The following is a 23,373-nucleotide window of genomic DNA, read 5'->3' as shown; positions in this document are numbered from 1 at the left end:
TGTTTTTATTATAACATCTTTAATCTAGTATTATTACTTAAGAAATGTTGACTTATATTAGCTGGTATAATGGAATACCGTTAATGTTATCATTGAAGTAGATACGCAAGAAAAGCCCACCTCCCATCACTGTTATACTCTACTCATTCATGATTAAACTTTTTATGAGCAATCCAATAATTTGTAACAAAGAGTGTCAGGAAAATCCAAACAACCACTGCCAGCATATTGCCAATTGCGCTTGAATTAACGGATCCTGTAATCAGCACTTCCATTGCATGTTTACTCATAATGGCTGGATTAACTTGATCAATTACTGGACTCAAACCGATTATAATTCTGCAACCTATGAGAAAAATAATTGAAATTATTGCAATAAGACCCTGACTGTTAAAAATGGTACTGATCATCGTTGTAAAAGAAACCATAAAAAGAACCCACACAAGATAAAATAATAGGGCGTTAATCATGTCTGAAAAAGGAACGTCTGTAAATAGATAATTCACGGATAGATATGAAGCAAAGTACCCAATCGTCACACTAAAGCCTGTAAACGAATAATTTGATACAATTTTTCCTCCTATGTACGAGAGAACAGTTACAGGTCTTGTTAAAATAAAGGCCAGCATACCGTTTGCTTTATCTGTTTGGACGATACCCATTATCGAGATGACAATAATAATAATTCCAAGTTGATCAAATTGAGATACTAGTGTGCTCGCTAGTACTTCTCCGCCTTTTTGATCTGTCATGCTCGGATCAATTGTAATTCCCTGACCGCCGCCTAATGCTTCCAAAATTGATGGCAAGTAATGAGTTACTACCGGCTGAGTTACCCCTAAAAAAATATAGACGATGGGTAGCCAAATAACTTTAAGATCACGTGCCATTTGAACAAATTCTTTTTTTATCAGTACAATAAAGTTATTCATTTCTTCACCACCAATTTTAAGAAGATTTCTTCTAAAGTATCGTTATTGATTTCAAATTTTACGATGTCTACATCATGCTCGAGTGCATTTTTCAGTAACATAATTTTGTTTATTTCGATGTTTTCAAATTTTATTTTGACTTTATGCCCAATGACCTCTACTTCCTTCACATAGGGTAATTTTTTTACAACATCAATCCATTTGTGATCCTTCGCAGTGATTTCCACGTTTAGCTTATTTTCGCTATTACGGTTTAACAGTTCGGTAATCGTTGTATCTTCTATTTTTGTTCCATTTTTTATAATGACAAAACGTTCGCATATTTCTTCCGCATCGCTCAATATATGGGTTGATAATAAAATTGTCGTATCATTTTTTATATCTTCGATCAGGTTTAACACTTCTCTTCGGCCGATTGGATCTAATGCGGATACCGGTTCATCCATGACAATAAGTGAAGGCTTATGCAGTAGTGCTTGTGCAATACCGAGTCGCTGTTTCATTCCACCAGAAAATGTACCAATTTTTGTATTTCTCTCGTCTCTTAGTCCAACTTTTGTCAAAATTTCCGGTATCGAGTTTGTTAATTCTTCTTTTTTCAATCCAGAAAGTTGCCCCATAAACGTAAGAGTTTCTTTCGCTGTCATCCAATGAAAAAAGTTAGGGTACTGTGGCAGATAACCAATTTCTCTTTTCATTTTTGATATTTTTTTCCCATTCAGTAAAACTTCGCCTGCGGTTGGATCGATAATATCTGAAATCATTTTTATTAATGTCGATTTCCCTGCTCCATTCGGCCCAATCAAGCCGACACATTCTCCCGATTGCAGTTCCATCGAGAAATTATTGACAGCGATTTTTTCTTTAAATGTTTTTGTCACATTTTTGATCACCAATTTCAAGATCTCTCACTATCCTTTCTTCCTAAAACAAAGTACAGAATTGGTCCAAGAGTATTGACAAAAAGAATAATTAGCGTCCATATGAACGCATTTTTTCTCGTTTTTCTATGTCGATATAAATCAATTAATGCAATTAAAATTAATAGGGTACCTATTGCAATGAACGGTAATATGATGGGCAGAAAAGCAATAAAATCAATTTCTTTTAATTCATCCCACTTGTAGTGTATTTGCATTACATTCACTTCCTCATTATCATTATTGATAATAATAAGTTAAAAAAGAGTACATTGCAATAATTATTCTCATTATTTATAATGAGAATAAAAAACATTGAATGAATAAGGAGAAATCATGGGCAATAAGGTTGAAGTTTTAATGCATCCAGTAAGAATGAAAATTTCTCAAGCACTAATGAGGAATAAAGAAAATGGGCTAACACCATTAGAAATGGTAAAAATCATTAAAGATGTTCCTCAAGCAACGCTCTATAGACATATACAAATTTTGTTGGATTCAGGTATTATCCGTGTTATTAAAGAAAAAAAAGTGAAGTCTGTTTCCGAAAAATATTACACATTAAATGAAGATGAGGCTAGACTCGATGCAAGAGAATGGAAAAAAGCTTCTCATCAGGAGAAGCTTGATTATGTTTCCTATTATCAATTATCACTTATGTCCCAATATCAAAGGTATCTTGAAAAATTAGAAAAACAAAACTGCCCAGAGGATGGTGCTACTTTTTCTTTAGTTGAATTAAAGTTAGATGATGAAAGTTTTAAACGATTTCAAAACGAATTAAACGAACTAATGACAAAGTACTACCATACCACGAGCAAAAACAACGGAAAAGATGCTCCAGTTCGAACAATCGCTGTTACAATTATCCCAGATGCTTAAAAAACAATTCCTCGTTTTTAGCATCGCCCCAGCAATCAATCATGTAGCGCAAAAATCAGCGCTACATGATTCCAAAATCGTTGTTTATTGAATCCCTTCATTCTACTATTGGGTATAGTTTAAGTAAAAACTTTCACAATTCTCCCCCTGTATTTTAACATAAATATCCAATTTGGTAGAAAACGTTCCTCAACAATATGGCCCTTTACATTAATAAAGGCACTTTTCCTTGTTACAGAAAAGCGCCCGATTGTTGAAGATCGTTATTATAGGAAAGCATCCAATAGTTAAAGAAGGATTACTTCCTATTTTTAAAACTCATAAATACTGCGAATGTACAAACCACAAATATTACAATACCAACACCCAATAAAAGATTAATAATCTCCATCATTTCCCCCTAAAGCCAGCTAACTGTTTTAGCACAGCTTTGTAATTCCTTATTCAACGATCGCCCCCGTTTGATGAAGATAAGTATTATCGAGCTTTTACAACAATTGTACCGAACAGTTCTTCACCAACATAAGCATCTAATGTCCAGATTCCTCTTGTCGGCAGAGACATTAAACTAGGCATATGGGCATCAGCTTCGTTGTTTGGACCAGCTAGAAAACCATCTTCGATGACAACAACTTCTTGACCAGTTTCTGTATTCGTACCAATTACTTTAAATGGCTGCATTTCTAGGTTTTCTCCCCAAAAATGCCACATATACTTGTTTCCTTCCCCAGCAATAAAAGGTGTTGAATACTCATCATAAATAAAACCAATTTTCTTTTCCTCACCAATCATTGAATAAGAGCCAGATTTAAACATAGAGCTTACCTCTATATCATCAGTTTTCTCTTCAATTGTTTCATCAGCAGATGAACAAGCTGAAAAAGTAACTAATAGAGCTAAAATTATAAACATATACTTACTAGTTTTAATCATATAACCCTCCCATTATTTCTTTTACAATCCTTCACAATCTCTAATTATTTTAACATAAATATCCAATTCAACTGCCAAGTGTTATTCAATTATCTGGCCCTTTTCATGAAGAAAGACGCTTTCCTTATTTCAGAAAAGCGCGCTATTACGGAAGAACGTTTCAAAGACTCAATTGAAGAAAAGCCACCCGTTAAATAAAAACCTACCCTTAAAACCACTCTTTTCCATGTTCACGAATGAATTTAATATCGTTTTGATAATGTTCAAGATGCCCTTCATCTATCATCTTTTGAAAAGCAATGTCACCATCATTGGCTTTTCTTGTAATTGTTTTACATAACCCTTCTAATCGTAGCAATACCATTTCCAAATAATCTTCATCTATTCCCTCACCGTAAGATTCAAAAAACAATCTAACTCTTTGTTTTATACGGTTAGCATGCTGTGATGAATTATAATAAACTTTCTCACCTGTTTCAGAAAGATAAAATCTACTTAAGGGAACGCAAGTATATAGAGTATAAGCTATGTCCCAAAGTCTTGGACCCGGTCCAGCAACATCAAAATCAATAATACCTATTGGTTTTTCATGATTAAAAATAATGTTGTATATTGCAAAATCATTATGGCATAGTACCTCAAATTGTTTCGGGGTGTTATCTATCGATTGCCAGCTATCATCAAATGAAAAATCACTCACAGAATCATGATAAAGACGGAGCATTTTTGCTATTTCTATTAAGACATTATCAGACCACATGTATTCTTTTAAAGGATAATTACCAGCTTTCCCTTCAATAAATGATAATATCTCTCTTCCTTTTTCATCAATTCCCAAAAACTTTGGTGCATAACTGAAACCTTTGTTCTCCAAATGCTTTAATAGCTTATGAATTTTGGCGCTTTCTGGATTTAATTCTCGTCGCACAGTATCTCCAGAACGATAAACGTTAGAGACATTCCCTCCTGTTAACATTTCTTCATTTTCATGGTTCGACATCTTTATATCCCCCCTATGACTTTCTATTGTTCTACTAATGCTCCTTTAACTTCATAACAATCATCGCAAATTTCCATTAGCTCCACAATTAGTTATTCAAGAATATGGCCCTTTAAATAAAGATAGAGCGCAATTCATTACTGCATAATTGCGCCCTTTAATGGAATAACTAAAATAGGGCCTTATTCAAAAAAACACCTATGCTTCTTCAACTAATGCACCCGTTTAACAAGCGAAGTACAGTTATTATTACTTTCAGTTAATGCCCTTGTAATCGAAGGATAGAAGCTGTAAGTCCAATTATACTTAAAAGAATTCCAATAGGTAAAATAATAAAAAGAAATACAGTAGGTACTCCCAAGAAATTTGGCATTATACACAATGGAACACCTATTAATAAAGATAATAGTATCAATGAATCTATTTTTTTAGTATTCAATAACAAAACTCCTTTCCTGAATTACTATTAAATATACAAAAAAAACAAAATGGTACTTACAGTATTCTGCACCGTTACTTTAAGTACAATTCTTCACAATCTCTACTATTTTAACATAAATATCCAATTTAACTGCTAAGTGTTATTCAATTATCTAGTCCTTTTCATGAAGAAAGACACTTTCCTTATTTCAGAAAAGCGCCCGTTTGTTTAATAAAAAAATGGGAGTTAACTACTAAATATCCATTAAAATCAAATAGAGTTCCGAATTGAATTAAGTAAATCAAATGAAGTAGTTGAATAACCACATCTTTTTTCAATATTTTCAATAGCAACTTTTGTTCTCCATAGTCCCTCTAGTGTTTCCGCTGACTCATATGTTGTAGTGCAGTCTCTGACAATATTAGTCATATAACCAAATTGGTGCATGTTAATAATTCCATAATCACTATTTTGAACACACTCATCCGTTTCAAAACCCATATAAAATAGACAATGAATTTTATTTTTTGAAAGAAGGCGATGAAATTGTTTACTTGAATAAACTAATAAATCTCCTTCTTTTGGTTCGATTAGATTAGGAATTCTTATCTGATCATATGTTTTTGCCTGTTCATCTGACCACTTAATATTAAATACATCATTTGTGTGTTTTGCTTTCCACTCACTTATCCATTTATTATCAGGGAAGGCTTCATGAACCGCATTTTGCTTAGCTTTAACCTTATCGACCTTTGAATCCTTTTTTCTTAAAGTTTCCCTTTCCACTTCTGTTGTAGAGTCCTTCCATTGAGGAAAATGTTCCAAAAAAGAAGCATGGTTACAATGAAATATTTTCACCCCATATTCACGTAATTCATTAACAACTGGAACAATCAAGTTTTCAATTATCTCCTTTTTTCTCAAAGCGTGAGAAACCCCACGTTCTAAGCTAAGTTCCCATCCTAATGAAGGAACAAATGGACTATTTTCCCAGCCGAAATTCCAAAGATCTACTAAAGCAATCCCTATTTCATTCGTATTTAATTCATACGTCGTTTGCATTCTCGTAAAAGTTTTCTCAGTAAAAGATAGATTATTTATTGGACTTCTAGGTGTATATTCTAATTTCATCTTAAATTCCATATCAGTTCTCCCTATTTAATAAACTGTCTGTTATATACTTCTACTGGATCACAAAATACCCTTCTACTTCCTTCAACTTCAAACCTGCGTCGTTAATTAAATTGCATTTCTTCACAATCACGTACCAATTTCCCAACATAAATATCCAATTTCCTTATTGAGTGTTATTCCACAATCTGGCCCTATTCATTAAGAAAGAGCGCAATTCTTATTCCAGAAAAGCGCCCGTTTGTTGAAGAAGAACAGCGATCACCTTAAGCAATCGCATACTGTCTTAATTATTCAATATAGTTTACGTTATTATCTTGACACCATTCTATCGCAATTTGTTTAAAACGCTCGTCACGATATGAATACCATTGATCTTCGATATCAAAATCTATTATTTTATCCTTAAATCTTCTAAAGGCACCTTTTCCCTTAATTGCCCTTAATAAGGAATCCTGCTTTTGTTGATCACTAACCTTTAGACAAAAGTCTTCCATGATTTCATATTCATTAACTTCATATTTGGTGGGTAACTCTATGTAATTTTCAAAGTTTTCAACAACATCAATAGCAACCATTCTATTTTCTTGTTGCCATTCAGGTAAATGATCAATTGGTTTTTCATCTTCAACAGCTCTCAAGTCTTCCGATGTTACTAACACTATTTCACCCGTTTTAATATTTAGTAATGAACATGACTCTTCAAACTGTATTTCCATTTCTTCAATAATATCTTTAAGCTTAACTTTTATTTTCATGATATTAGATCACCTTCAATAATTTTTTACTAATGCACCCGATTAGTTGAAAATACTACTTTATGGTTTCCCTCCAAAAAGTGCAACAATTAAGTATCCGATAAACATGAATATAATAAAACTAAAAGTCATAATGGCATTTGAAATAATACCGAATTTACTCTTTCCAATTATTCCAAATACAATGCCTATTGGATTTATAATAAAAGTCCAAAACCAATAACTATATCCATAACTAAAGATAATGTTAGGTAGCCAGACCACTATCCCCAATAAGAAACAGATTAGTGAAAGGTAAAACCATATATTTCTTGGTGATTTTTTTGTATCCATCAATACCACTCCTAATAATATTAGGTTATCTTTAGTGTCTTACTTTTATTAAATTAACCTACGTCTTTAATTCAACAAGAAAAAGGCGATTACCTATTCAGCAATCGCGCCCTATTGTTGAATAACCGTGTTATAAAATTATAGTGGTTTCCAATTTTGATCTTTTTCATCTTTTCTGTTTGGTTTTCTTACAAATTCAATACACCGTTCCTCACAAGCTCCAAATTCAATGTAATTTCTCTGCGCTTTCTTTAACATGTCCCGAAAGAAGTCTCCCTCTTCAATCGTGTGAAGGGCGAAGCCCAACGATAAGGGGGAGATGAATTTCGGTTGGGCGGTAGCTCAAAATTTAGTATTATCATAAAATATAGCTATGATGTTCTTTGATAACTGGATATATGAGGTTGCATGGAGAAATAAAAATGTGAAAACCAAGCTGATCCTTCCATGCGTAAAATATCCAAGGTACGAAAGAACTCCGATTCTTCGGACATCTAGGGTAGGAACTACCCGAAGTAACGCTCATGGAGAAGAAAGGTTGCTTTCTTCATGGAAGTGAGAAGCTCCCACTTCAAGCGTAGCTAAGTGGTGAGTAGTTCACCGAGGGCGTATTTGCACCACCTTCATAGATCATTAAATTGAACCGCATCTATAATAAAAAGACGCTTTCTTGCTAAATAAACACGCCCTATTGACCGCCACTTAACAGTCATGAACAAGCCCCTATCATCCCCCTTATCTTCAGCGGATTATCTTTACTTTACAAGAGGTGTAAAACTTAAAAAACCTTTACATAACATCCATCAGAACTTAAAAAATCACATTTATAATATAGCTATAAAGGAAGGAGGAAGAACAAAATGTGCAAGTATACAATCAACGTAACATTCAAGGGGAAAATTTATCAAACCAATGTATTAGCTAACAAAAACAAATCAGAAGAAGAAATTCATCAAATTGCAAAAGAACAAGTTCTAAAACAATTGGCCAATTAAACAACAACATGGGTTATAATGTTCTCTTCTTTACCTATAACACTGGATTGACTTTTCTGGTTTCGTCCAACCTTAAAAAAACAATATCCTTCAACAAAATTCTTTGAATATGATGTTCAATTAGATGAAATAGACAAGATGGATAAAAACTGGTACTTCTTTGTTGTTTCCGTCAACTCAAAATAATAATAAAATGGGATCGACGCAACCTCCACTGTTCACTTGAATAAGAAAAAACATCTCCACTTATTGTAGAAAAGCGCCCGTTTGTTGAAGATCATGGTTTTGTTTTATTAAAGAAAATCACCCATTTAGCTGAACATATTGCCTATTTATCAAAAATATAAAAATAAAGTGATATTAGGTATATACAAACAATAATTGCACAATAAATTCTTCCTAAAGTAATAAGACAACCTTTATCTTTTCTAAGAAATATCAAGTAAAGGATACAAAGAATGAGCTTAATAATAAAAAGTGGTGCAACAGCAAGTTGCGAAATATCAAATGACCTAACTTTATTGTCAGCAAAAAGTAAAACCCAATCAAATTTTATAGTTGTCAAATCATTTCCTCCACAAATAAATATAAAAAAAGTAGTTATTCGTTATTCGCCTACGTTTCTTGTTTGATACTTAAATTCGATACGTTTTTACTTTCACCTTCTTCTACTAAATGCATCTTTACTTGAATAATTTGAATAAGAAAAAGGCATTACTCCTTATTGAAGTAATGCGCCCGATTGTGGAAGATAATTTATGTTGTCTTATTGAAGAAAAGCCCACCGTTAATAAGAAAAAGGAAAGCCCAACTACAAGCAGCTTCCACATATCATAACCATTATGAAATTTTCCTTAGATTACTTGCGTGGTTTTTTTCGTTAGATGCCTTCTTTTGGTATCGATAATATAGGTAAGTCAATAAGTAATATACTGTACCAATAATGACAGTGAAAAAACGGAATTCCCATAATGTATACAATGAATATTCTTCTATATAGAAATTTGCATCGATAATAGATACTAATAGGAGTCCCCCAAAAATAATAGCGCCTAACATATATACAACTTTTTTAGTATCTACACTTTTTACTTGACTAGTTCCTCCCAAAAATATCACTCCTCATAATAGCTTCATACTTCTTTACTTGCTGCGACAAGAGCTTCGCTATTTCCATTATCAACGTTTTCTTTTTGAACAGTATTAGAGTTAGTAAGATAATATACTGAGCCTAGTAATGCCCAAAAGTAAGCTAAGCCGACTCCGAATGCCAAAGGTAATTGTTCCCCCACTCCTTTAATGGTTTTTACATTCGTGAAAAAAGTTCCGCGAACTAAACCTCCAAATCCATCAAAGTAAAACAAGGCAGCGATAAAAGTATAAGCAATGGTTACAATCAATAGACCTTTCATATCCTCCCCCATTAGTTAAAATATTCTGAATTAATTATATCATATGAGGTTAGCCTTTTTGTCAAAAAAATGGATTATTATGGTGTTAAACTGCCTCTTAAAGTACATTTCTTGACAATCTCCGTACTAATATTAACATAAATATCCAGTCTTTTTTTGAAAGTCTTATTCCACTAATGGCCCGTTTGTTGAATAGAATGACTTGCATTTTTTTAACAACTTTATTATTTTTTAAACGACTTTATTGTTGTAAATTAAACAACTTTATTGTTACTTAACAACAAGGGGCTTTCTCGCCTTTGTAATAGGCTGCCCCTAGTAAAACCCTTTGAAAAGCAAAAAGGACGCTTAAAAGCGTCCTCAGTACCGAATAAAATTATTTTTTACTATATATTTTAGAAAACAGTACTAATCTGAATTTTATTTTGCTTAAATAAATTGGCTAAAGTGACCTCTTCTATTTTGACAGATTCTATCAAAGATATATTATCATTACTAAAATACTCACTTAATTTTATGTCACCTTTCCATACAGCTCTTCCTTCTAACGAATTAGAAATAAAATATTCTTTTCCCTTATAAGTAAATTCAATCTCTCTTCCTTGTTCCAAATAAAACAATAGATGCTGATAACTAATGTTTTTGCCAGTAGGAACATCTTCAAAGTTTGTTTGATCATTCATTTTAGAAATCACCTCACTTAATGTCCACTTCTTACTCCATTAGTCCAAGTATGCCTATGTGGAAATTTAAAATTTCCAGCATGGCGAAAATCAATATCTAAGTCTGCTTTTCCATTTTTATCATAATATCTTCTTTGCTTTACTTTACTCCCTTACTATCTTTTAAGTCTTTTGAGGACAAAGCTTTTCCGGTGGTAGGTAAAGATGATTTTGTTGATGTTGATTGCGTTGAATGATTTGATGTTTTAGCCCGCGGGTAGGCTTTCGTCAGCCGAACTGTTACGGTAAATTCTCACGCCTTTTCGCCGAGCTTATAACACTATCATTCTTACTAAATCGAGTGCTATTCGACTAAGAGAGAGACCTTCAGGACGTTACTCCTTCATTTGACTCTTCGATATAATTCTTCAATTCTATAAAGAACTGTCTAACCTTTACCTGAGTAATGTGACCATCCTCAATTTAAATTAGAAACGTTTCGCACCAGAAAAGCGCCTGATTGTTGAATATCCTTTTTCTATTGAATAGTATCCTTGTACTGTGCAGCAATTGACTCTGATGTTTTTTTATCTTTTTTAATTCAACTGCCTTGAAAGTTTGAGTGTATTTATTAATAATCTTTCTAGGGTTACAAATACATATCTATCTAAACTAATGTTGCATTATTAACTAATAACCTTTCATTACTTAACATTTCTATAAATTCTCTCAAGGATGGAGACATATATTTATCTTTACGATAAACGAAAAGTGTTTTGACTTTCCCGAATACACTTGGAATAGAGTGTTGGATCAGAAATCCTTCTTTAACATGTTTATCTACAACACTTCGAGGAAGTAAACTTATACCTAGACCCGCAGATACACAGCCAATAATTCCATCAAGTGTTCCAAATTCCATTATTTTGTCTGGAATCACTCCTTCATGATGTATCCATTCTTCAAATCTTGCCCTATATGAACACCCATTACGAAAAACTAATATCGTTCGATTTTGTATTTCTTTTATAGAAGACAAAGGTTGATGGAACGAATCCGTTACAAGCACTAACTCTTCTTCTATTACCGTTTTATAAGTAAGATCAGGATGTTCAATAGGCCCAGCAACAAAAGCTCCATCCAATTCATATTGTAGAACATCTTGGACATTTTGCTCAGTTGGACCTGTTTTTAACGAAAGGTCAACAGAAAGATATTCACGGTGGAACTTTGAAAGCAATAATGGCAAACGGATTGCAGCAGTCGTTTCCATTGAACCTATCACTAATGGACCTTTTGGTGTTTGCTCATCATTCATGACGTTTCTTACCTCATCTAAAAGGTTAAATATTTCATCCGTATATGATAGTAATACTTTGCCTTTGTCCGTTAAAGAGGTTCCTCGATTATGGCGATAGAAAAGTGTTGTTTGAAGCTCTGTCTCCAATTGCTGAATTTTTGCTGTAAGATTTGATTGTGCATAATTTAGTTCTCGTGCGGCTTTTGAGATACTTCCTAACTCTGCGACTGCTCGAAAAAATTTTAATGCTTGTATATCCATAGTCATAGACATCCCCCCTTAACTTTTTCGCTATCTAAATAACTGATACCTACATATCATTTTTAAGTATTATACCATATAACAAAAAACAGATAAGATAGAAATAGAGATTGGAGGTGAAAAATTGGAGAAACGTTCTTTTCTATTTTTGATTGGGGGAATTTTTTCTTTAATGATTGCTATGGGAATTGGAAGGTTTGCTTATACTCCGATTCTGCCACTAATGCAAAATGCTCTTTCCTTTACAAATGCAGAGGCGGGCTACCTTGCTTCAAGTAATTACGCAGGGTATTTCGTTGGAGCTATTTTGGCAGGCGTTCTCCCTTTGAAAAATAATAGGACATTTTATTTAAGGATAAGTCTTATAGTAAGTATTTTGACTACGTGCATGATGGGACTTTCTCACTTCTACTTTCTGATGCTTGTCGTTCGCTTTGTTTCAGGAGTGGCAAGTGCGTTCATTTTTGTATTAGCTTCTAGTATTGTCCTAGATAAACTCGCTGTTACAGGTAAAACTAGTTGGTCAGGCTTATTTTATTCAGGGGTAGGGTTTGGTATCTTTTTTTCAACGCTCTTCATTCCCAGTTTAAATCATTTATTTGATTGGGAGGGTGTATGGGTAGGACTAGCCATTGTAAGTACCATCCTTACTATCTTCGTATGGTTTTGGCTTAAAGAATCCCCAAACATAATGAAAAAAAAGGATGGGCAACCTATTACTACACAAGCACCACCTCTCAAATGGCTTCCTTGGTTGATTGCCGCTTATGGATTAGAAGGGTTAGGTTACATTGTTACTGGGACATTTATCGTATCGATTGCTGAAAAAACCCCAATCTTTAGCATTGACCCTGCATTTGTTTGGATGGTTGTGGGATTAGGTGCGATTCCTTCATGTATCATATGGTCAACCCTGGCAAAAAAATGGGGGTTTGTAAAAACTTTAGTGTTTTCGATGATTCTACAATCTATTGGTATTGCACTTCCAGTCTTCTGGTTAACCCAATCTAGTTTTATTATAAGTGCTTTATTATTTGGAGCTACGTTTATAGGGATTACTACACTCGCTACAACATTAGCACGCCAAATGAGTCCATCAAATAGCAGTCGAATAATTGGGTATCTAACTGCCACTTATGCTTCCGGTCAAATGATTGGACCAACAATCGCTGGAATCCTATCATCTTATACTAATAGTTTTAATTCGGCTTTGATTGGAGCAGCTAGTGTAGTATTCATCGGGGCAGTATTACTCGTAAGTGGTATTCGATATGATCAAATACCAAACATAAAAACTATATCTATTAAATCAAATTGAAAGAGGGAATTATAATGCCATACGTAAATATTAAAATTACAAATGAGAACGTTACACCAGAAAAGAAAGCTGAACTTATTAAAGGAGCAACACAATTACTTGTTGATGTATTAGATAAAAATCCTAATACAACTGTTGTAGTTATTGATGAAGTTGATACTGATAATTGGGGAATTGCTGGTGAATCAATAACTGTTCGAAGAAAAAATGGTCAGTAACGTAATATTAAAGCAACATTAGTAAGGAAGCAAAAAAGAGGAATTGATTACACTACTATCTTCTTTTTTGCTTTTTCATATATGTTTTAGTTTTAGAGTACAATCCTGGTTTGTTAGCAATACAAAAAGAAGAGCTGTTCCTTCTAGAAGCAGAGCCAGCCGGTAGTGGCAATACAGTTGTTTGTTCAATGCCAAAAGGGTTTGGGTGCAGTGAGTCTATCAACTCCTTAAATTCCTTTCGCTATTCTCATTACTGCTTTCCTTGTCAACCGCTTCATAGGGAGTAAGTCCTCCACGTTATCAGCTTACAACGTTGAATTATATCTATTATAAAAGGTGTCAACTGTTTAATTGACACCTTTCTACAATATAATAAAAAGAATGGATCTACTCGCCACCAGACTATATTGAACCTCGGATTCTCTAAACAGGTATCTTAGTTCACATTTGAGAGATTCTCAAAACTAGATAATGCGTGAAACATGTGTCAAGAATGTATTGGATAAGACTCGACCGATTAGTATCTGTCAGCTGCACGTGTCGCTTTGCACTACCCATTAGTGGTAATCAATATGAACTGGTGTTTCCAGCGGTATTAGGTCATATAATTTTTCATCGCGCCCGATTACGGAAGTTATTTATATACTTCTTCTTCCATTTCGATTCTCTTCTTTAGATTTTTATTCTCTTTTTACACTTGAGAAGATTCATAAAATGCTCCTGCAGCAAGTGAAAAAGCAAACCACGCCCATAACCAATCCATTCCTGATTTCCCCTATTCTCGAATAAAATTTACTCCCTTAAGTGGCCCTTTTCTTAAATAAATTGATACTTCATTTAAAAAAGTCCTCTTAAGAAAACTTTCGTACCAGCCATTCAATGGGTCCCCTTTCGAATTTGAATTCATAATACACTAAAGATCACAGAACCAACATAGAAAGCAACACTAAAAGTATAAATAAACGTGAGTTGCTGGTTTTCTATTCGACCTAGAAGATCTAAGATTGATAACCCGATTACTATATAATGTAGTGTGTTAAAGTCATTTGACCAGATGGTACGATAACCTACCATCTCAAATTTGATTAATAAAGGATTTCAGAGTATATCATATTTATCTGAAATCCTTATTTTTTTAGGGTTTTAGCATTATGCTCTTCAAAATACATCAAGCTATATCAATCTTCATCGGCACAAAATCGGCACGTGGTAAACATAGCAATTACCAAAGTGAAATATCGACTATTTAATAGAAGAAAGTAGGTTTTCTCTTAGGACTATGACGGTAATGTTAATCTCAGTCCCTCAATTTTGCGAATTGATATAAATAGCTATATAAAACCCCTCATATCTACACCTATTTCATTCTAAATCGTGTAGTTACGGAAAGAATTAAAGTAAAAAAAGACGAATAATCAACCGAATATATTTAAAAACAATCGTTTAAAAGTAGTTTACTGGTATACCGTTTAATTAAATATCACAAGTTTTCATAATTTGAGTTATAGCTTGGTCAATTGATTTATAACTTATTCCGTCTCTTGCTTGTGTAGAAATTCCATACATAAAAGCTTCTATCAACGTGCACAAAACGTCCGCTTTTACCTCTCTAGTTATCTCGCCGTTTTCTTGCCCTCTTATTATACATTCTTCTAAATTCAACCGAACTAAAGAACGTTCTTTAAAGACAAGATCACGTACATGGTTATTTTTTTCTGAACAAACATTTGCTGATAATACCAACATACAACCAGTAGGATGGCTAGAATCTGTCTGCATTTTGGCTGTCTGTCTTAAAGCTTTTTCTATTGCTACTTTAGATTTAATCGACGTGTCAGTTAAACAATCAGTCACTTTACCGTAAGAAGTGTTATATCGATCAATAACTTCTTTGAACAGGTTCTCTTTAGAACCAAACGCTGCATAAAAACTTGCAGATGATATACCCATCGCTTCTTTTAGCTGTGCAAGAGACGTAGATTCAAAACCTTGCTCCCAATATAAAACCATCGCTTTTGAAATTGCTAATTCTTTGTCAAATACACGTGGTCGTCCTGTTCGAGCCATACATTCACATCCTTGAATACTTACTTATATACTAATCGATCCATAAATGATTGACAAGTATAAAAATACAGAGTAACATATGGATTGATCGATCCATATGTTATGAAAGGAGCTTTAAAAATAAAAAAATAGAATAATAAAAAGGAGATAACTTAGCATGTCTGATATTAGTCACACTCAAGTTTCTAACACTAAATTGCCATTGATTAGCTTATTGGCACTTTCAATGGCTGGTTTTATCTGTATAATGACCGAAACTGTTCCAGCCGGTTTACTTCCTCACATTAGTAACGGCTTAAATGTTTCTACTCCACTTGCAGGGCAGTTAGTTACCTTATATGCAATTGGATCACTTGTAGCCGCTATACCGGTCACATTTGCAACCCAAAGCTGGAAGAGAAAACCACTACTGCTTTTTGCAATCGGATTGTTTTTTATATTTAATACGATTACAGCTTTTTCTTCAAATTACACTTTAACTTTAGTTGCTCGATTTTTTGCAGGAGTAGGTGCTGGAATTGTCTGGAGCATGCTAACTGGATATGCAAGAAGGATGGTTGCCTCAGAATTAAAAGGTCGAGCTACAGCAATAGCTATGGTGGGAACACCTATTGCTCTGAGTTTAGGAGTACCAATCGGTACTATTTTAGGAGAATCCTTAGGTTGGAGAGCTGTTTTTATAATAATGTCGATATTAGCTTTTATCTTAATTATTTGGATTGTAGTAAAAGTTCCTGACTTCCCTGGTAATTCAAGTGGAAATCGGGTTAGTATATATAAAGTGTTCACCATACCTGGAGTACGTCCCATTTTATCTGTTGTTATCCTATGGATGATAGCTCATAACATTTTGTACACATATATTGCACCATTTCTTGTAGAGATGAACTTAGGTACGAAAGTAGGGATCTCATTATTTATCTTCGGTGGTCTTTCACTAATTGGTATATGGGTTACCGGTGTCTTAATTGATAAGAAACTTCGACTACTTGTCTTATTAAGTCTAATTGGTTTCTCATTGTCTACTTTGTTATTCCAATTCTCAGGTGGATATACTATTAGCATTTTTATTGGTATCGCCCTATGGGGAATAACGTTTGGTGGTGCTGCTACTTTATTACAAACTGCGCTAGCTCAATCAGTAGGAGAAAAAAATGTAGACACCGCAATGTCCATGAATACCACAGTTTGGAATGCTGCTATTGCAGGTGGAGGTATTATAGGAGGTATATTACTAGACTCATTTGGAAGTATCTCTTTCCCACTAACTATTCTTATACTAACCGTTCTAGCAATTGTTATCGTCGTCTCTAACAAAAAACACGCTTTCGTAAAACAATAATATCTATTCTCCAGACTGACGAAAATTGTTTAAGACAAAATTGAATATTGCGGACAGAATGAGCCGGCTGTGCGTAGTTTTGAGCCACAGTTTGCGGACGTTTAAGCCAGTGAGTGCGAGATAGGAAGCCATTGGAACAGTATCATTACAATGGCTGTTTATATTATTTAAAGCTCAGATAAATCAAACCCATTACCTATGAGAAATAAATTAGCCATGTTCATTCCCCCTATTCTTAATCTTTCATCAAAGTATGTAATTTTTCTTGAATGAAAGTTTCTACGTCTATTCCTTCGTGTTAGGTTCATGGACAACACTCCTTTTTTCATAGTTACATTATGAAAAAACAAATAGAATGTGTGGATTATTTCCCATGAATAATAAATACATCTTTTGGTAATTATTAAAATGCATGGTCTATGACTGACAAATGCTCTAAATAAACTAATTAACCATGTAAATTAATCCCTCGTCTCATCATGTGAGGGATTATTCAAATTATCTTTTTAGTGAAGTGTGGAAGCCGGTTCATTTAGATACAACAAATAATCATAAACTATACAAGTTCTTAACTTATCTATTGGTAAAAAAGAGATGGAAACCTTTTAGAAGATTTTAACATGTCCCGAAAGAAGTCTCCCTCTTCAATCGTGTGAAGGGCGAAGCCCAACGATAAGGGGGAGATGAATTTCGGTTGGGCGGTAGCTCAAAATTTAGTATTATCATAAAATATAGCTATGATGTTCTTTGATAACTGGATATATGAGGTTGCATGGAGAAATAAAAATGTGAAAACCAAGCTGATCCTTCCATGCGTAAAATATCCAAGGTACGAAAGAACTCCGATTCTTCGGACATCTAGGGTAGGAACTACCCGAAGTAACGCTCATGGAGAAGAAAGGTTGCTTTCTTCATGGAAGTGAGAAGCTCCCACTTCAAGCGTAGCTAAGTGGTGAGTAGTTCACTGAGTTAACTATGGAGATTTCCTTCTAAATATCGTTTCACAGCTTTAATTTTTTCTTCAATCGTAAATTTAGCCAAAAGAAAAGCACCTCCAATTGTCAGATGTGTGTCTAACAATGGGGGTGCAGTTCATAACCTTGGAGCTCTCTTTTATATTGCCTATCGGTTGCACACTTCCCCTATCTCGTCTAGACAACTACTTAGTGCCTGAACACACCAAACACTTCAACTGATGTCATTTATGAAAAAATCCACTTGATATCAGTCAATAAATGTCAAATATTTAATTAATATCTACGTTGTCCCTACTCTTAAACTCACTGAAAGCTCCTCCCTATTGGACTAAGAACAGTAAAAACACCCTAAAAAATCGTGATCTACCATTCTCCATGAGCAACCCATTAAAACCTTCTAAAAGGTTTCCATCCTTTTTACCTGATTTCTATTCCTACTTTAAATCTCCAATAAGATAAACTTAAGAAAGGTGCGATGTAAATGAGCGTGATATCTCCAGCTTTATTTCCTGTACGTGGAAATCTTGAGATAGCAAATAATAAGGAGTTTGGCATTATAAGATCGGGGGATCCTTCGATAGATGGGAAAGACACTTATGTTTCTATCTCTCAGATTGGAAAGTTTGCTTTAAGAACGGGGGACCTCGTGACTGGACAAGCACGATCATCAAAACAAAATAAACAATATAATGGATTAATGAAAATTACTGAAATTAATGGAGCTCCTCCTGAATCTCAGATGCTCAGGGCTCATTTTAAATCGTTAACTCCTATCCACCCAAACAAAAAAATGACCCTTGATGGAAAGAACCATAGCATAACCAACCGCCTCATAGACATGTTTGCGCCTATTGGATTTGTCCAGCGTGGACTTATCGCAGCTCCACCAAAAGTAGGGAAAACAACGCTATTAAAAGACATGGCTAATGGGATTGCTGATAATCATCCTGATGCAGAATTGTTGATCCTTCTCATCGATGAACGCCCTGAAGAAGTAACGGATATTAAACGCTCTGTCAAAGCTTAGCTACTGTACATAGTTCTACATTCGATGAACTTCCCAAAAATCATATTAAAATTACGGAACTCGTATTAGAAAGCGCCATGCGCCTAGTAGAAAATAAAAAAGATGTCATTATTCTCGTAGATAGTATTACACGGTTGGCAAGAGCTTATAATTTGAGTGTTCCACCAAGCGGTCGAACCCTTTCAGGAGGATTAGATCAAGGGCCATATTCTTGAATAAGAGCTATTTTTTCTGTTTCGTTCCGCTGAAATACGTTACTAAATGGTGGAAGGAGGAATAACATACGAAGAGAATACAGTTACTAAATAAAAAATTAAAGAGGAAAATGGAAGAGATGCAAACGCGATTCATATCATGAATGGGAATAAAGATGAAATCAAAAAAGACAGGATGGGAGTCTCTTCCTATACTCCCAGACTAAACCGATAGCTAAAGGAATATAGGGAAAAAGATAAACAGAGGTTTTCATTAAAGCATACGCAGGTTTTTCAGTAATTCCAATGAAGTTCTCAATATACATTTCAATAATCTTTACAATAAAAAACATAAAAATAGAAGTTGATATATAGATTGCAGAAGCGACATTATTCATTAGACAAACTCCCTTCATCTGAATTAAAGCTCTCCGATTGCTGAATATGCAAGTAAATAAAACCCTGTATTAACTTTATTTAAATACAGGGTTTTGTTCAAACTTTTTTATAACTAGTTAAACTTTGTTTTACACATCCGCATCGTGAGTTAGAAACATTGCAATGTAAATTTAACCTTATCGAATTGCATATTAACTAATGAGGTCTTATCTATACAGAAATAGATGATTCCTGAATCTCCCCAAAGCAATTCCATATCTTCTTCATCTGAATCGATCTGTAGGAGAAGAACAGCTTCTTCCGGGTTAAGATTAAATTCATCAAATACATCATTTTGGATGCTGAATGGATACCCTAACATGTAGTGAGCCGGTTCGTAATTTCCTTCATCATCACTTGGCTGAATAAGTTCTTGCCTCATTTCAGAGTAGTTTTCTTCATCCTCATCGCTAAACTCAATATCTTCTGGATACTCTGGGAGAATCAGTCTGTTTACGAATGTAACATTAAAAACAGGTAAAGGGAAGTAGTCTTCGGTCTCTTCCGGGTACTCTTTCCTTCTTAGCTCTTTTTCGTCCCCATCATAGTATAAAACCTTAAAACAACCCTCGTCCTCTTCAAAACCCCATGGCTGTTCTATCACATCATAAAATATATAAAGGATTCCACTACTAGGAAAAATATTTTCTTTGTCATATGGCTTTACTTCCTTTAAGTTAAATTGCCCTATAAAAGAGAGATAACCATTCTTGTATTTAGGAAACTCCCAATCTTGCGGCATATCCGGCAGCCCTCCAAGTTTTGAGGATCCTAAGGGAATTTGCTCCTCCTTCTCTTTATTTTTAATAACTTTTATTGATTGTTTAGCAGCGTTTAAAATATCTGATTTTTTATGAAGTAATTCGTATTCTTGCAACAGTGTATGTAAATCTTGCAAATTCTTCACCCCTATATGTAGGTTTTGGTTATACCAATTTCAAATTTGTTAAAGTGCATCTTTTTTATATAATGATAAAGATACTCCGCCATGACGCAACCTCCCTCTATTAGAATATTCTTACATTTATTGTAACTTAAATAGAAGGAACTGAGTATCATTTACTTTTATCATTCCTAAGCCACTTCAGTGAAAAATGGAACCCATTCTAATTTCTATAAAATCAGACTGCATAGTAAAAATAAAACATTAAATTTGTTTGGAAGTCTTATTCAATTAAATGGCCCTATTGCTGAAGAAGGCAGAAATAATTATTCAAGAACATGATAATCATTCAAAAAAAGTCCAGTCATTATTGGCTCCAACGAAAAATAGGATCATCTAAACAAATTTACTTTTTTAAAATGAACATGCGAATCATCCTGTTGCACCCGTTCTAAGTATATATTAGTGGTTGAAATATCCGAATGTCCTGCCCAATCCTTTACCACTGCTAGAGGAACATCATTCTCCAGCAGAAGAGTTACAAACGTATGACGGAACCAGTGGGGGGTGACTTTTACATTTTTTCCTGCGATATGAACTGCTTCCTTAACAATCTTATATAGGGCGGGGTATGTTAAGCGTTTTTTATTTGAAAGGGTTTCTCTTTTATTATACATAGCGAAAAAAAGCGGACTAGTGTCTTCCATTTTTATTTCAACCGACTCGCCAATACTTGTTCGATAGTTAAATAGAATTTCTTTTGTCTCATCTCTTATTGGAATGGATCGTGGCTTTTTCCCTTTTCCAATGACATCTGCAAATAGGTACCCCTTATGATTGTAACGAAAGCTTCCCCAATTTAAGCTCAAAAGCTCGCTTGCACGAAGCCCTGTCGTATACAGTAGGTAGCCCATCAGTAAATTTCGTTTTTCCAACTGTTCACGATTTCTTTTTGCTTTCACCACTTTAGGAAAGAAGGAGATAAGAAATTCAGCATCCTTTTGATTCAATTCTCTGACTTGAACACGCGTTTGGTCTTCTTCGTGACGAGTTTCTTCCATTATATAGTGTCCTTTTTTAGACACTGGCTTGGAGATCCAAGTAGAAAGGTGGGACTTGTAAAATTGTGTTTCATAACCAAAGTCTAATAATCTTCTGAAAAACTCCAATTTTCTTATGGCTGATTTAACTGCATAATTTTCTTTGATAAATTTGTTATAAGCTTTTACTTCTGGAAAGCCAAGATCCCGAAAAGAAAGGGAGTGGTCTGTTAAAAAAGTGAGCAGCGTTTTTGCATCCGAACGGTATGCTTTGACCGTATGAGGAGAAAGATGCTTATCTTGTGGAAATACCTTCTCTAAAAAAAACAATTCCAGAAAATCCTGTTCGGAACTATTCGCAAGAGAGAGGTTTCTATTTTCGTCGAGTAGATGCCGATCTTTTAGATTGTCTTGTAAATAAGTTAAGTACTGTTCACCTGTCATATGATTAAGAAGCGTCAAGTCATTCATTTTTTGACCTCCTACGTATTAGTTTAAAATAATTTCATTATGTATAGTAAAGATAATACCATCTTATCTTTACTTATATTTTATCACACAATGGTTATTATATCTAAAATCTTCCTCCCGGACCTATGATTAAAAAAGATAAATAATTTGATACACTAGCAGCATTGAAACATTGAAATAAAGTGTTGCCTGTCGAGATTCGCTTTCAGACGAAATGGATCTTCAGTTCCAATTCTTCTAAATTTGTTGCGTTGGTTCTTGGGGGTGTTTCGCTTTTACGTTAGGTAATGGCACTATTAATCTTGGACTGAAATACTTTAAATGTTTTTAATAAAATATATAGTTTGATTAAAGAAAACTTTAACATCATTGTTAACATATATTATGACATATAATATCATTTTAAAAATAATGTTAATCTTATAGTTAAAGCATTTGTATATATTATTATTGTAATAGGTTTTAATGCCAACAACAAAAATAACATAATATGATCAGTCATTTTTTTGAAATGCTGTATAATGCGCGGATTTACAACGTTAAAGAAATTCCTATAATAAAAATCCGAATTACTCAGTATTAAAATCTTAGTAGCCTCTATTTTTCTCTTTGATTACAGCCATTGAAATGTACCATCTCTGACATAGTATTTACCGCCAAATGACAAAAAGTGTACCAAAGAATGACAAACTATTTACCACTGCAATCGATCTGGTGATAAAAGATATAAAACCATAGTTTTGAAACAAAAAATGTTATAAAAATTTGTAAGATCAGTCTTCTGCATACTTGCCAGATTAACTCTTGTATTACGTAGTAGACTAAATACTGCGCAGCAAAAATTTTCATTTTCAGCTGACGTTGTGAAAGAATATACTTAAACGTCACCTAATTGTTTAATAGGGAAACCACAGAGCTTTTATTGGATTGTATAACTAAGTATAGAAAAATAATATGTTAAAATTGAATCAGAATTTATTAGGAGGGGTTATTTTGAAAGCCGAAAAAAGTTTAAGGGTTTGTGAAAAAGGACATAAGTATTACAAAAGTAGTGAATGTCCAAGTTGTCCTACCCGTGATAAAGAAAACAAGCCTGAAAGCGGATTCCTTTCGAAACTGAGTTCACCTGCTAGAAATGCGTTGGTTCACGAAGGAATTGACACTTTGCAAGAATTATCAAAGTACACCGAAAAAGAAATATTAAAAATCCATGGTATTGGACCAGCTTCTTTACCAACTATGAGAACTTCATTAGAAGAAGAAGGTTTATCATTTAAAGAATAAATATTTGGTTGGTAGATGAAGTATTATTAAATTTGAAGCAAATGCTTAGGTAAGGATATTGGGTTCTTCATAATAACCTATTTTAGTTAGGAAGAAAGTAAGCCCCCATTCAAACAACGCATATAAATACGCAGCGCCTCCTGGTACGATACATGTATCAACTAAAGGAGGTGC

At 34.0% G+C, this 23,373-nt stretch carries 22 protein-coding genes and 1 pseudogene; 7 read left to right on the top strand and 16 right to left on the bottom strand.

The window, feature by feature from the left end:
* Positions 1–143 precede the first annotated feature (143 nt).
* The 3 genes from SAZ04_RS20055 to SAZ04_RS20045 are packed head-to-tail and all read right to left on the bottom strand — an operon-like array spanning position 144 to position 2,070.
* A complete protein-coding gene (locus SAZ04_RS20055) occupies positions 144–932 on the bottom strand; it encodes a hypothetical protein (RefSeq protein ID WP_332698758.1) in 789 nt (262 codons plus the stop codon).
* On the bottom strand, positions 929–1,834 hold the full coding sequence (locus SAZ04_RS20050) for an ABC transporter ATP-binding protein (RefSeq protein ID WP_332698756.1): 906 nt from the start codon (positions 1,832–1,834) through the stop codon (positions 929–931). Before SAZ04_RS20050 ends, SAZ04_RS20055 begins: the two co-directional genes overlap by 4 nt.
* Entirely contained in the window at positions 1,831–2,070 is a 240-nt protein-coding gene (locus SAZ04_RS20045; protein WP_332698753.1) for a PLD nuclease N-terminal domain-containing protein, read from the bottom strand. Before SAZ04_RS20045 ends, SAZ04_RS20050 begins: the two co-directional genes overlap by 4 nt.
* 118 nt (positions 2,071–2,188) lie before the next feature.
* Here SAZ04_RS20045 and SAZ04_RS20040 point away from each other — a divergent pair, with 118 nt between their 5' ends.
* A complete protein-coding gene (locus SAZ04_RS20040; protein WP_332698750.1) occupies positions 2,189–2,734 on the top strand; it encodes a transcriptional regulator in 546 nt (181 codons plus the stop codon).
* A gap of 477 nt (positions 2,735–3,211) precedes the next feature.
* Here SAZ04_RS20040 and SAZ04_RS20035 read toward each other — a convergent pair whose 3' ends face one another.
* The 6 genes from SAZ04_RS20035 to SAZ04_RS20010 form a co-directional block, all read right to left on the bottom strand.
* Positions 3,212–3,667: a DUF4871 domain-containing protein gene (locus SAZ04_RS20035; RefSeq protein WP_332698747.1), complete on the bottom strand. Its 456-nt coding sequence runs from the start codon at positions 3,665–3,667 to the stop codon at positions 3,212–3,214.
* A 208-nt stretch (positions 3,668–3,875) separates the two neighbouring features.
* The gene (locus SAZ04_RS20030) at positions 3,876–4,667 is read right to left on the bottom strand and encodes a phosphotransferase (protein WP_273848402.1); all 792 of its coding nucleotides are present in this window, start codon (positions 4,665–4,667) and stop codon (positions 3,876–3,878) included.
* A 691-nt stretch (positions 4,668–5,358) separates the two neighbouring features.
* Complete coding sequence (locus SAZ04_RS20025) at positions 5,359–6,231, bottom strand: hypothetical protein (RefSeq protein ID WP_332698736.1); 873 nt, start codon at positions 6,229–6,231, stop codon at positions 5,359–5,361.
* Between the two features lie 278 nt (positions 6,232–6,509).
* Positions 6,510–6,977 carry a UPF0158 family protein gene (locus tag SAZ04_RS20020; RefSeq protein WP_332698733.1) on the bottom strand — a complete coding sequence of 156 codons (468 nt, stop codon included), beginning with the start codon at positions 6,975–6,977 and terminating at the stop codon, positions 6,510–6,512.
* Positions 6,978–7,037: 60 nt separating this feature from the next.
* On the bottom strand, positions 7,038–7,310 hold the full coding sequence (locus SAZ04_RS20015; RefSeq protein ID WP_332698730.1) for a hypothetical protein: 273 nt from the start codon (positions 7,308–7,310) through the stop codon (positions 7,038–7,040).
* Positions 7,311–7,448: 138 nt separating this feature from the next.
* Positions 7,449–7,568 (bottom strand): CPCC family cysteine-rich protein, encoded by a 120-nt coding sequence (locus tag SAZ04_RS20010; RefSeq protein WP_431309038.1) that lies wholly within the window; start codon positions 7,566–7,568, stop codon positions 7,449–7,451.
* Between the two features lie 602 nt (positions 7,569–8,170).
* Here SAZ04_RS20010 and SAZ04_RS20005 point away from each other — a divergent pair.
* The gene (locus tag SAZ04_RS20005) at positions 8,171–8,305 is read left to right on the top strand and encodes a BA3454 family stress response protein (RefSeq protein WP_332698727.1); all 135 of its coding nucleotides are present in this window, start codon (positions 8,171–8,173) and stop codon (positions 8,303–8,305) included.
* A gap of 1,133 nt (positions 8,306–9,438) precedes the next feature.
* On the opposite strand, the gene SAZ04_RS20000 is transcribed toward SAZ04_RS20005, so the two are convergent.
* The 3 genes from SAZ04_RS20000 to SAZ04_RS19990 form a co-directional block, all read right to left on the bottom strand.
* On the bottom strand, positions 9,439–9,717 hold the full coding sequence (locus SAZ04_RS20000; RefSeq protein WP_332698724.1) for a hypothetical protein: 279 nt from the start codon (positions 9,715–9,717) through the stop codon (positions 9,439–9,441).
* A 395-nt stretch (positions 9,718–10,112) separates the two neighbouring features.
* On the bottom strand, positions 10,113–10,400 hold the full coding sequence (locus SAZ04_RS19995) for a hypothetical protein (protein WP_332698722.1): 288 nt from the start codon (positions 10,398–10,400) through the stop codon (positions 10,113–10,115).
* A 646-nt stretch (positions 10,401–11,046) separates the two neighbouring features.
* Positions 11,047–11,940 (bottom strand): LysR family transcriptional regulator, encoded by an 894-nt coding sequence (locus SAZ04_RS19990; protein WP_332698761.1) that lies wholly within the window; start codon positions 11,938–11,940, stop codon positions 11,047–11,049.
* A 124-nt stretch (positions 11,941–12,064) separates the two neighbouring features.
* On the opposite strand from SAZ04_RS19990, the gene SAZ04_RS19985 reads away from it, so the two are divergent.
* Positions 12,065–13,258 carry a YbfB/YjiJ family MFS transporter gene (locus SAZ04_RS19985; RefSeq protein WP_332698719.1) on the top strand — a complete coding sequence of 398 codons (1,194 nt, stop codon included), beginning with the start codon at positions 12,065–12,067 and terminating at the stop codon, positions 13,256–13,258.
* 14 nt (positions 13,259–13,272) lie between these two features.
* Positions 13,273–13,476 carry a 4-oxalocrotonate tautomerase family protein gene (locus SAZ04_RS19980; RefSeq protein ID WP_332698717.1) on the top strand — a complete coding sequence of 68 codons (204 nt, stop codon included), beginning with the start codon at positions 13,273–13,275 and terminating at the stop codon, positions 13,474–13,476.
* A gap of 1,473 nt (positions 13,477–14,949) precedes the next feature.
* On the opposite strand, the gene SAZ04_RS19975 is transcribed toward SAZ04_RS19980, so the two are convergent.
* The gene (locus SAZ04_RS19975) at positions 14,950–15,543 is read right to left on the bottom strand and encodes a TetR/AcrR family transcriptional regulator (protein WP_332698715.1); all 594 of its coding nucleotides are present in this window, start codon (positions 15,541–15,543) and stop codon (positions 14,950–14,952) included.
* A gap of 157 nt (positions 15,544–15,700) precedes the next feature.
* On the opposite strand from SAZ04_RS19975, the gene SAZ04_RS19970 reads away from it, so the two are divergent.
* Positions 15,701–16,885, top strand: coding sequence for an MFS transporter (locus SAZ04_RS19970; RefSeq protein ID WP_332698713.1), 1,185 nt, complete (start codon positions 15,701–15,703; stop codon positions 16,883–16,885).
* Between the two features lie 167 nt (positions 16,886–17,052).
* Here the strand turns inward: SAZ04_RS19970 and SAZ04_RS19965 are convergent, their stop codons facing one another.
* The gene (locus tag SAZ04_RS19965; protein WP_332698711.1) at positions 17,053–17,193 is read right to left on the bottom strand and encodes a hypothetical protein; all 141 of its coding nucleotides are present in this window, start codon (positions 17,191–17,193) and stop codon (positions 17,053–17,055) included.
* 1,150 nt (positions 17,194–18,343) lie between these two features.
* Between SAZ04_RS19965 and rho the strand changes: the two are divergent.
* Positions 18,344–19,098, top strand: a pseudogene (gene rho, locus SAZ04_RS19960) (transcription termination factor Rho); the annotation flags it as partial.
* Positions 19,099–19,630: 532 nt separating this feature from the next.
* Here rho and SAZ04_RS19955 read toward each other — a convergent pair.
* Both SAZ04_RS19955 and SAZ04_RS19950 read right to left on the bottom strand, forming a co-directional pair.
* On the bottom strand, positions 19,631–20,398 hold the full coding sequence (locus SAZ04_RS19955) for a YwqG family protein (protein ID WP_332698708.1): 768 nt from the start codon (positions 20,396–20,398) through the stop codon (positions 19,631–19,633).
* A gap of 398 nt (positions 20,399–20,796) precedes the next feature.
* Positions 20,797–21,915 (bottom strand): tyrosine-type recombinase/integrase, encoded by a 1,119-nt coding sequence (locus tag SAZ04_RS19950; protein ID WP_332698705.1) that lies wholly within the window; start codon positions 21,913–21,915, stop codon positions 20,797–20,799.
* A gap of 993 nt (positions 21,916–22,908) precedes the next feature.
* Between SAZ04_RS19950 and SAZ04_RS19945 the strand changes: the two genes are divergently transcribed.
* Entirely contained in the window at positions 22,909–23,199 is a 291-nt protein-coding gene (locus SAZ04_RS19945; RefSeq protein WP_332698702.1) for an RNA polymerase alpha subunit C-terminal domain-containing protein, read from the top strand.
* The last annotated feature ends 174 nt before the right edge of the window (positions 23,200–23,373 follow it).

The organism is Halalkalibacter lacteus (assembly GCF_036663595.1).
Lineage (GTDB): Bacteria > Bacillota > Bacilli > Bacillales > Bacillaceae_D > Halalkalibacter > Halalkalibacter lacteus.
This window is presented reverse-complemented; position numbering and strand designations above follow the sequence as displayed.

What these genes read in the sequence shown, in the direction of transcription:
- SAZ04_RS20055 (WP_332698758.1), bottom strand. Translation starts at nt 932, where the DNA reads ATGAATAACTTTATTGTACTGATAAAAAAAGAATTTGTTCAAATGGCA.
- SAZ04_RS20045 (WP_332698753.1), bottom strand. Translation starts at nt 2,070, where the DNA reads ATGCAAATACACTACAAGTGGGATGAATTAAAAGAAATTGATTTTATT.
- SAZ04_RS20040 (WP_332698750.1), top strand. Translation starts at nt 2,189, where the DNA reads ATGGGCAATAAGGTTGAAGTTTTAATGCATCCAGTAAGAATGAAAATT.
- SAZ04_RS20035 (WP_332698747.1), bottom strand. Translation starts at nt 3,667, where the DNA reads ATGATTAAAACTAGTAAGTATATGTTTATAATTTTAGCTCTATTAGTT.
- SAZ04_RS20030 (WP_273848402.1), bottom strand. Translation starts at nt 4,667, where the DNA reads ATGTCGAACCATGAAAATGAAGAAATGTTAACAGGAGGGAATGTCTCT.
- SAZ04_RS20025 (WP_332698736.1), bottom strand. Translation starts at nt 6,231, where the DNA reads ATGGAATTTAAGATGAAATTAGAATATACACCTAGAAGTCCAATAAAT.
- SAZ04_RS20020 (WP_332698733.1), bottom strand. Translation starts at nt 6,977, where the DNA reads ATGAAAATAAAAGTTAAGCTTAAAGATATTATTGAAGAAATGGAAATA.
- SAZ04_RS20015 (WP_332698730.1), bottom strand. Translation starts at nt 7,310, where the DNA reads ATGGATACAAAAAAATCACCAAGAAATATATGGTTTTACCTTTCACTA.
- SAZ04_RS20010 (WP_431309038.1), bottom strand. Translation starts at nt 7,568, where the DNA reads ATGTTAAAGAAAGCGCAGAGAAATTACATTGAATTTGGAGCTTGTGAG.
- SAZ04_RS20005 (WP_332698727.1), top strand. Translation starts at nt 8,171, where the DNA reads ATGTGCAAGTATACAATCAACGTAACATTCAAGGGGAAAATTTATCAA.
- SAZ04_RS20000 (WP_332698724.1), bottom strand. Translation starts at nt 9,717, where the DNA reads ATGAAAGGTCTATTGATTGTAACCATTGCTTATACTTTTATCGCTGCC.
- SAZ04_RS19995 (WP_332698722.1), bottom strand. Translation starts at nt 10,400, where the DNA reads ATGAATGATCAAACAAACTTTGAAGATGTTCCTACTGGCAAAAACATT.
- SAZ04_RS19990 (WP_332698761.1), bottom strand. Translation starts at nt 11,940, where the DNA reads ATGGATATACAAGCATTAAAATTTTTTCGAGCAGTCGCAGAGTTAGGA.
- SAZ04_RS19980 (WP_332698717.1), top strand. Translation starts at nt 13,273, where the DNA reads ATGCCATACGTAAATATTAAAATTACAAATGAGAACGTTACACCAGAA.
- SAZ04_RS19975 (WP_332698715.1), bottom strand. Translation starts at nt 15,543, where the DNA reads ATGGCTCGAACAGGACGACCACGTGTATTTGACAAAGAATTAGCAATT.
- SAZ04_RS19970 (WP_332698713.1), top strand. Translation starts at nt 15,701, where the DNA reads ATGTCTGATATTAGTCACACTCAAGTTTCTAACACTAAATTGCCATTG.
- SAZ04_RS19965 (WP_332698711.1), bottom strand. Translation starts at nt 17,193, where the DNA reads ATGAACCTAACACGAAGGAATAGACGTAGAAACTTTCATTCAAGAAAA.
- SAZ04_RS19950 (WP_332698705.1), bottom strand. Translation starts at nt 21,915, where the DNA reads ATGAATGACTTGACGCTTCTTAATCATATGACAGGTGAACAGTACTTA.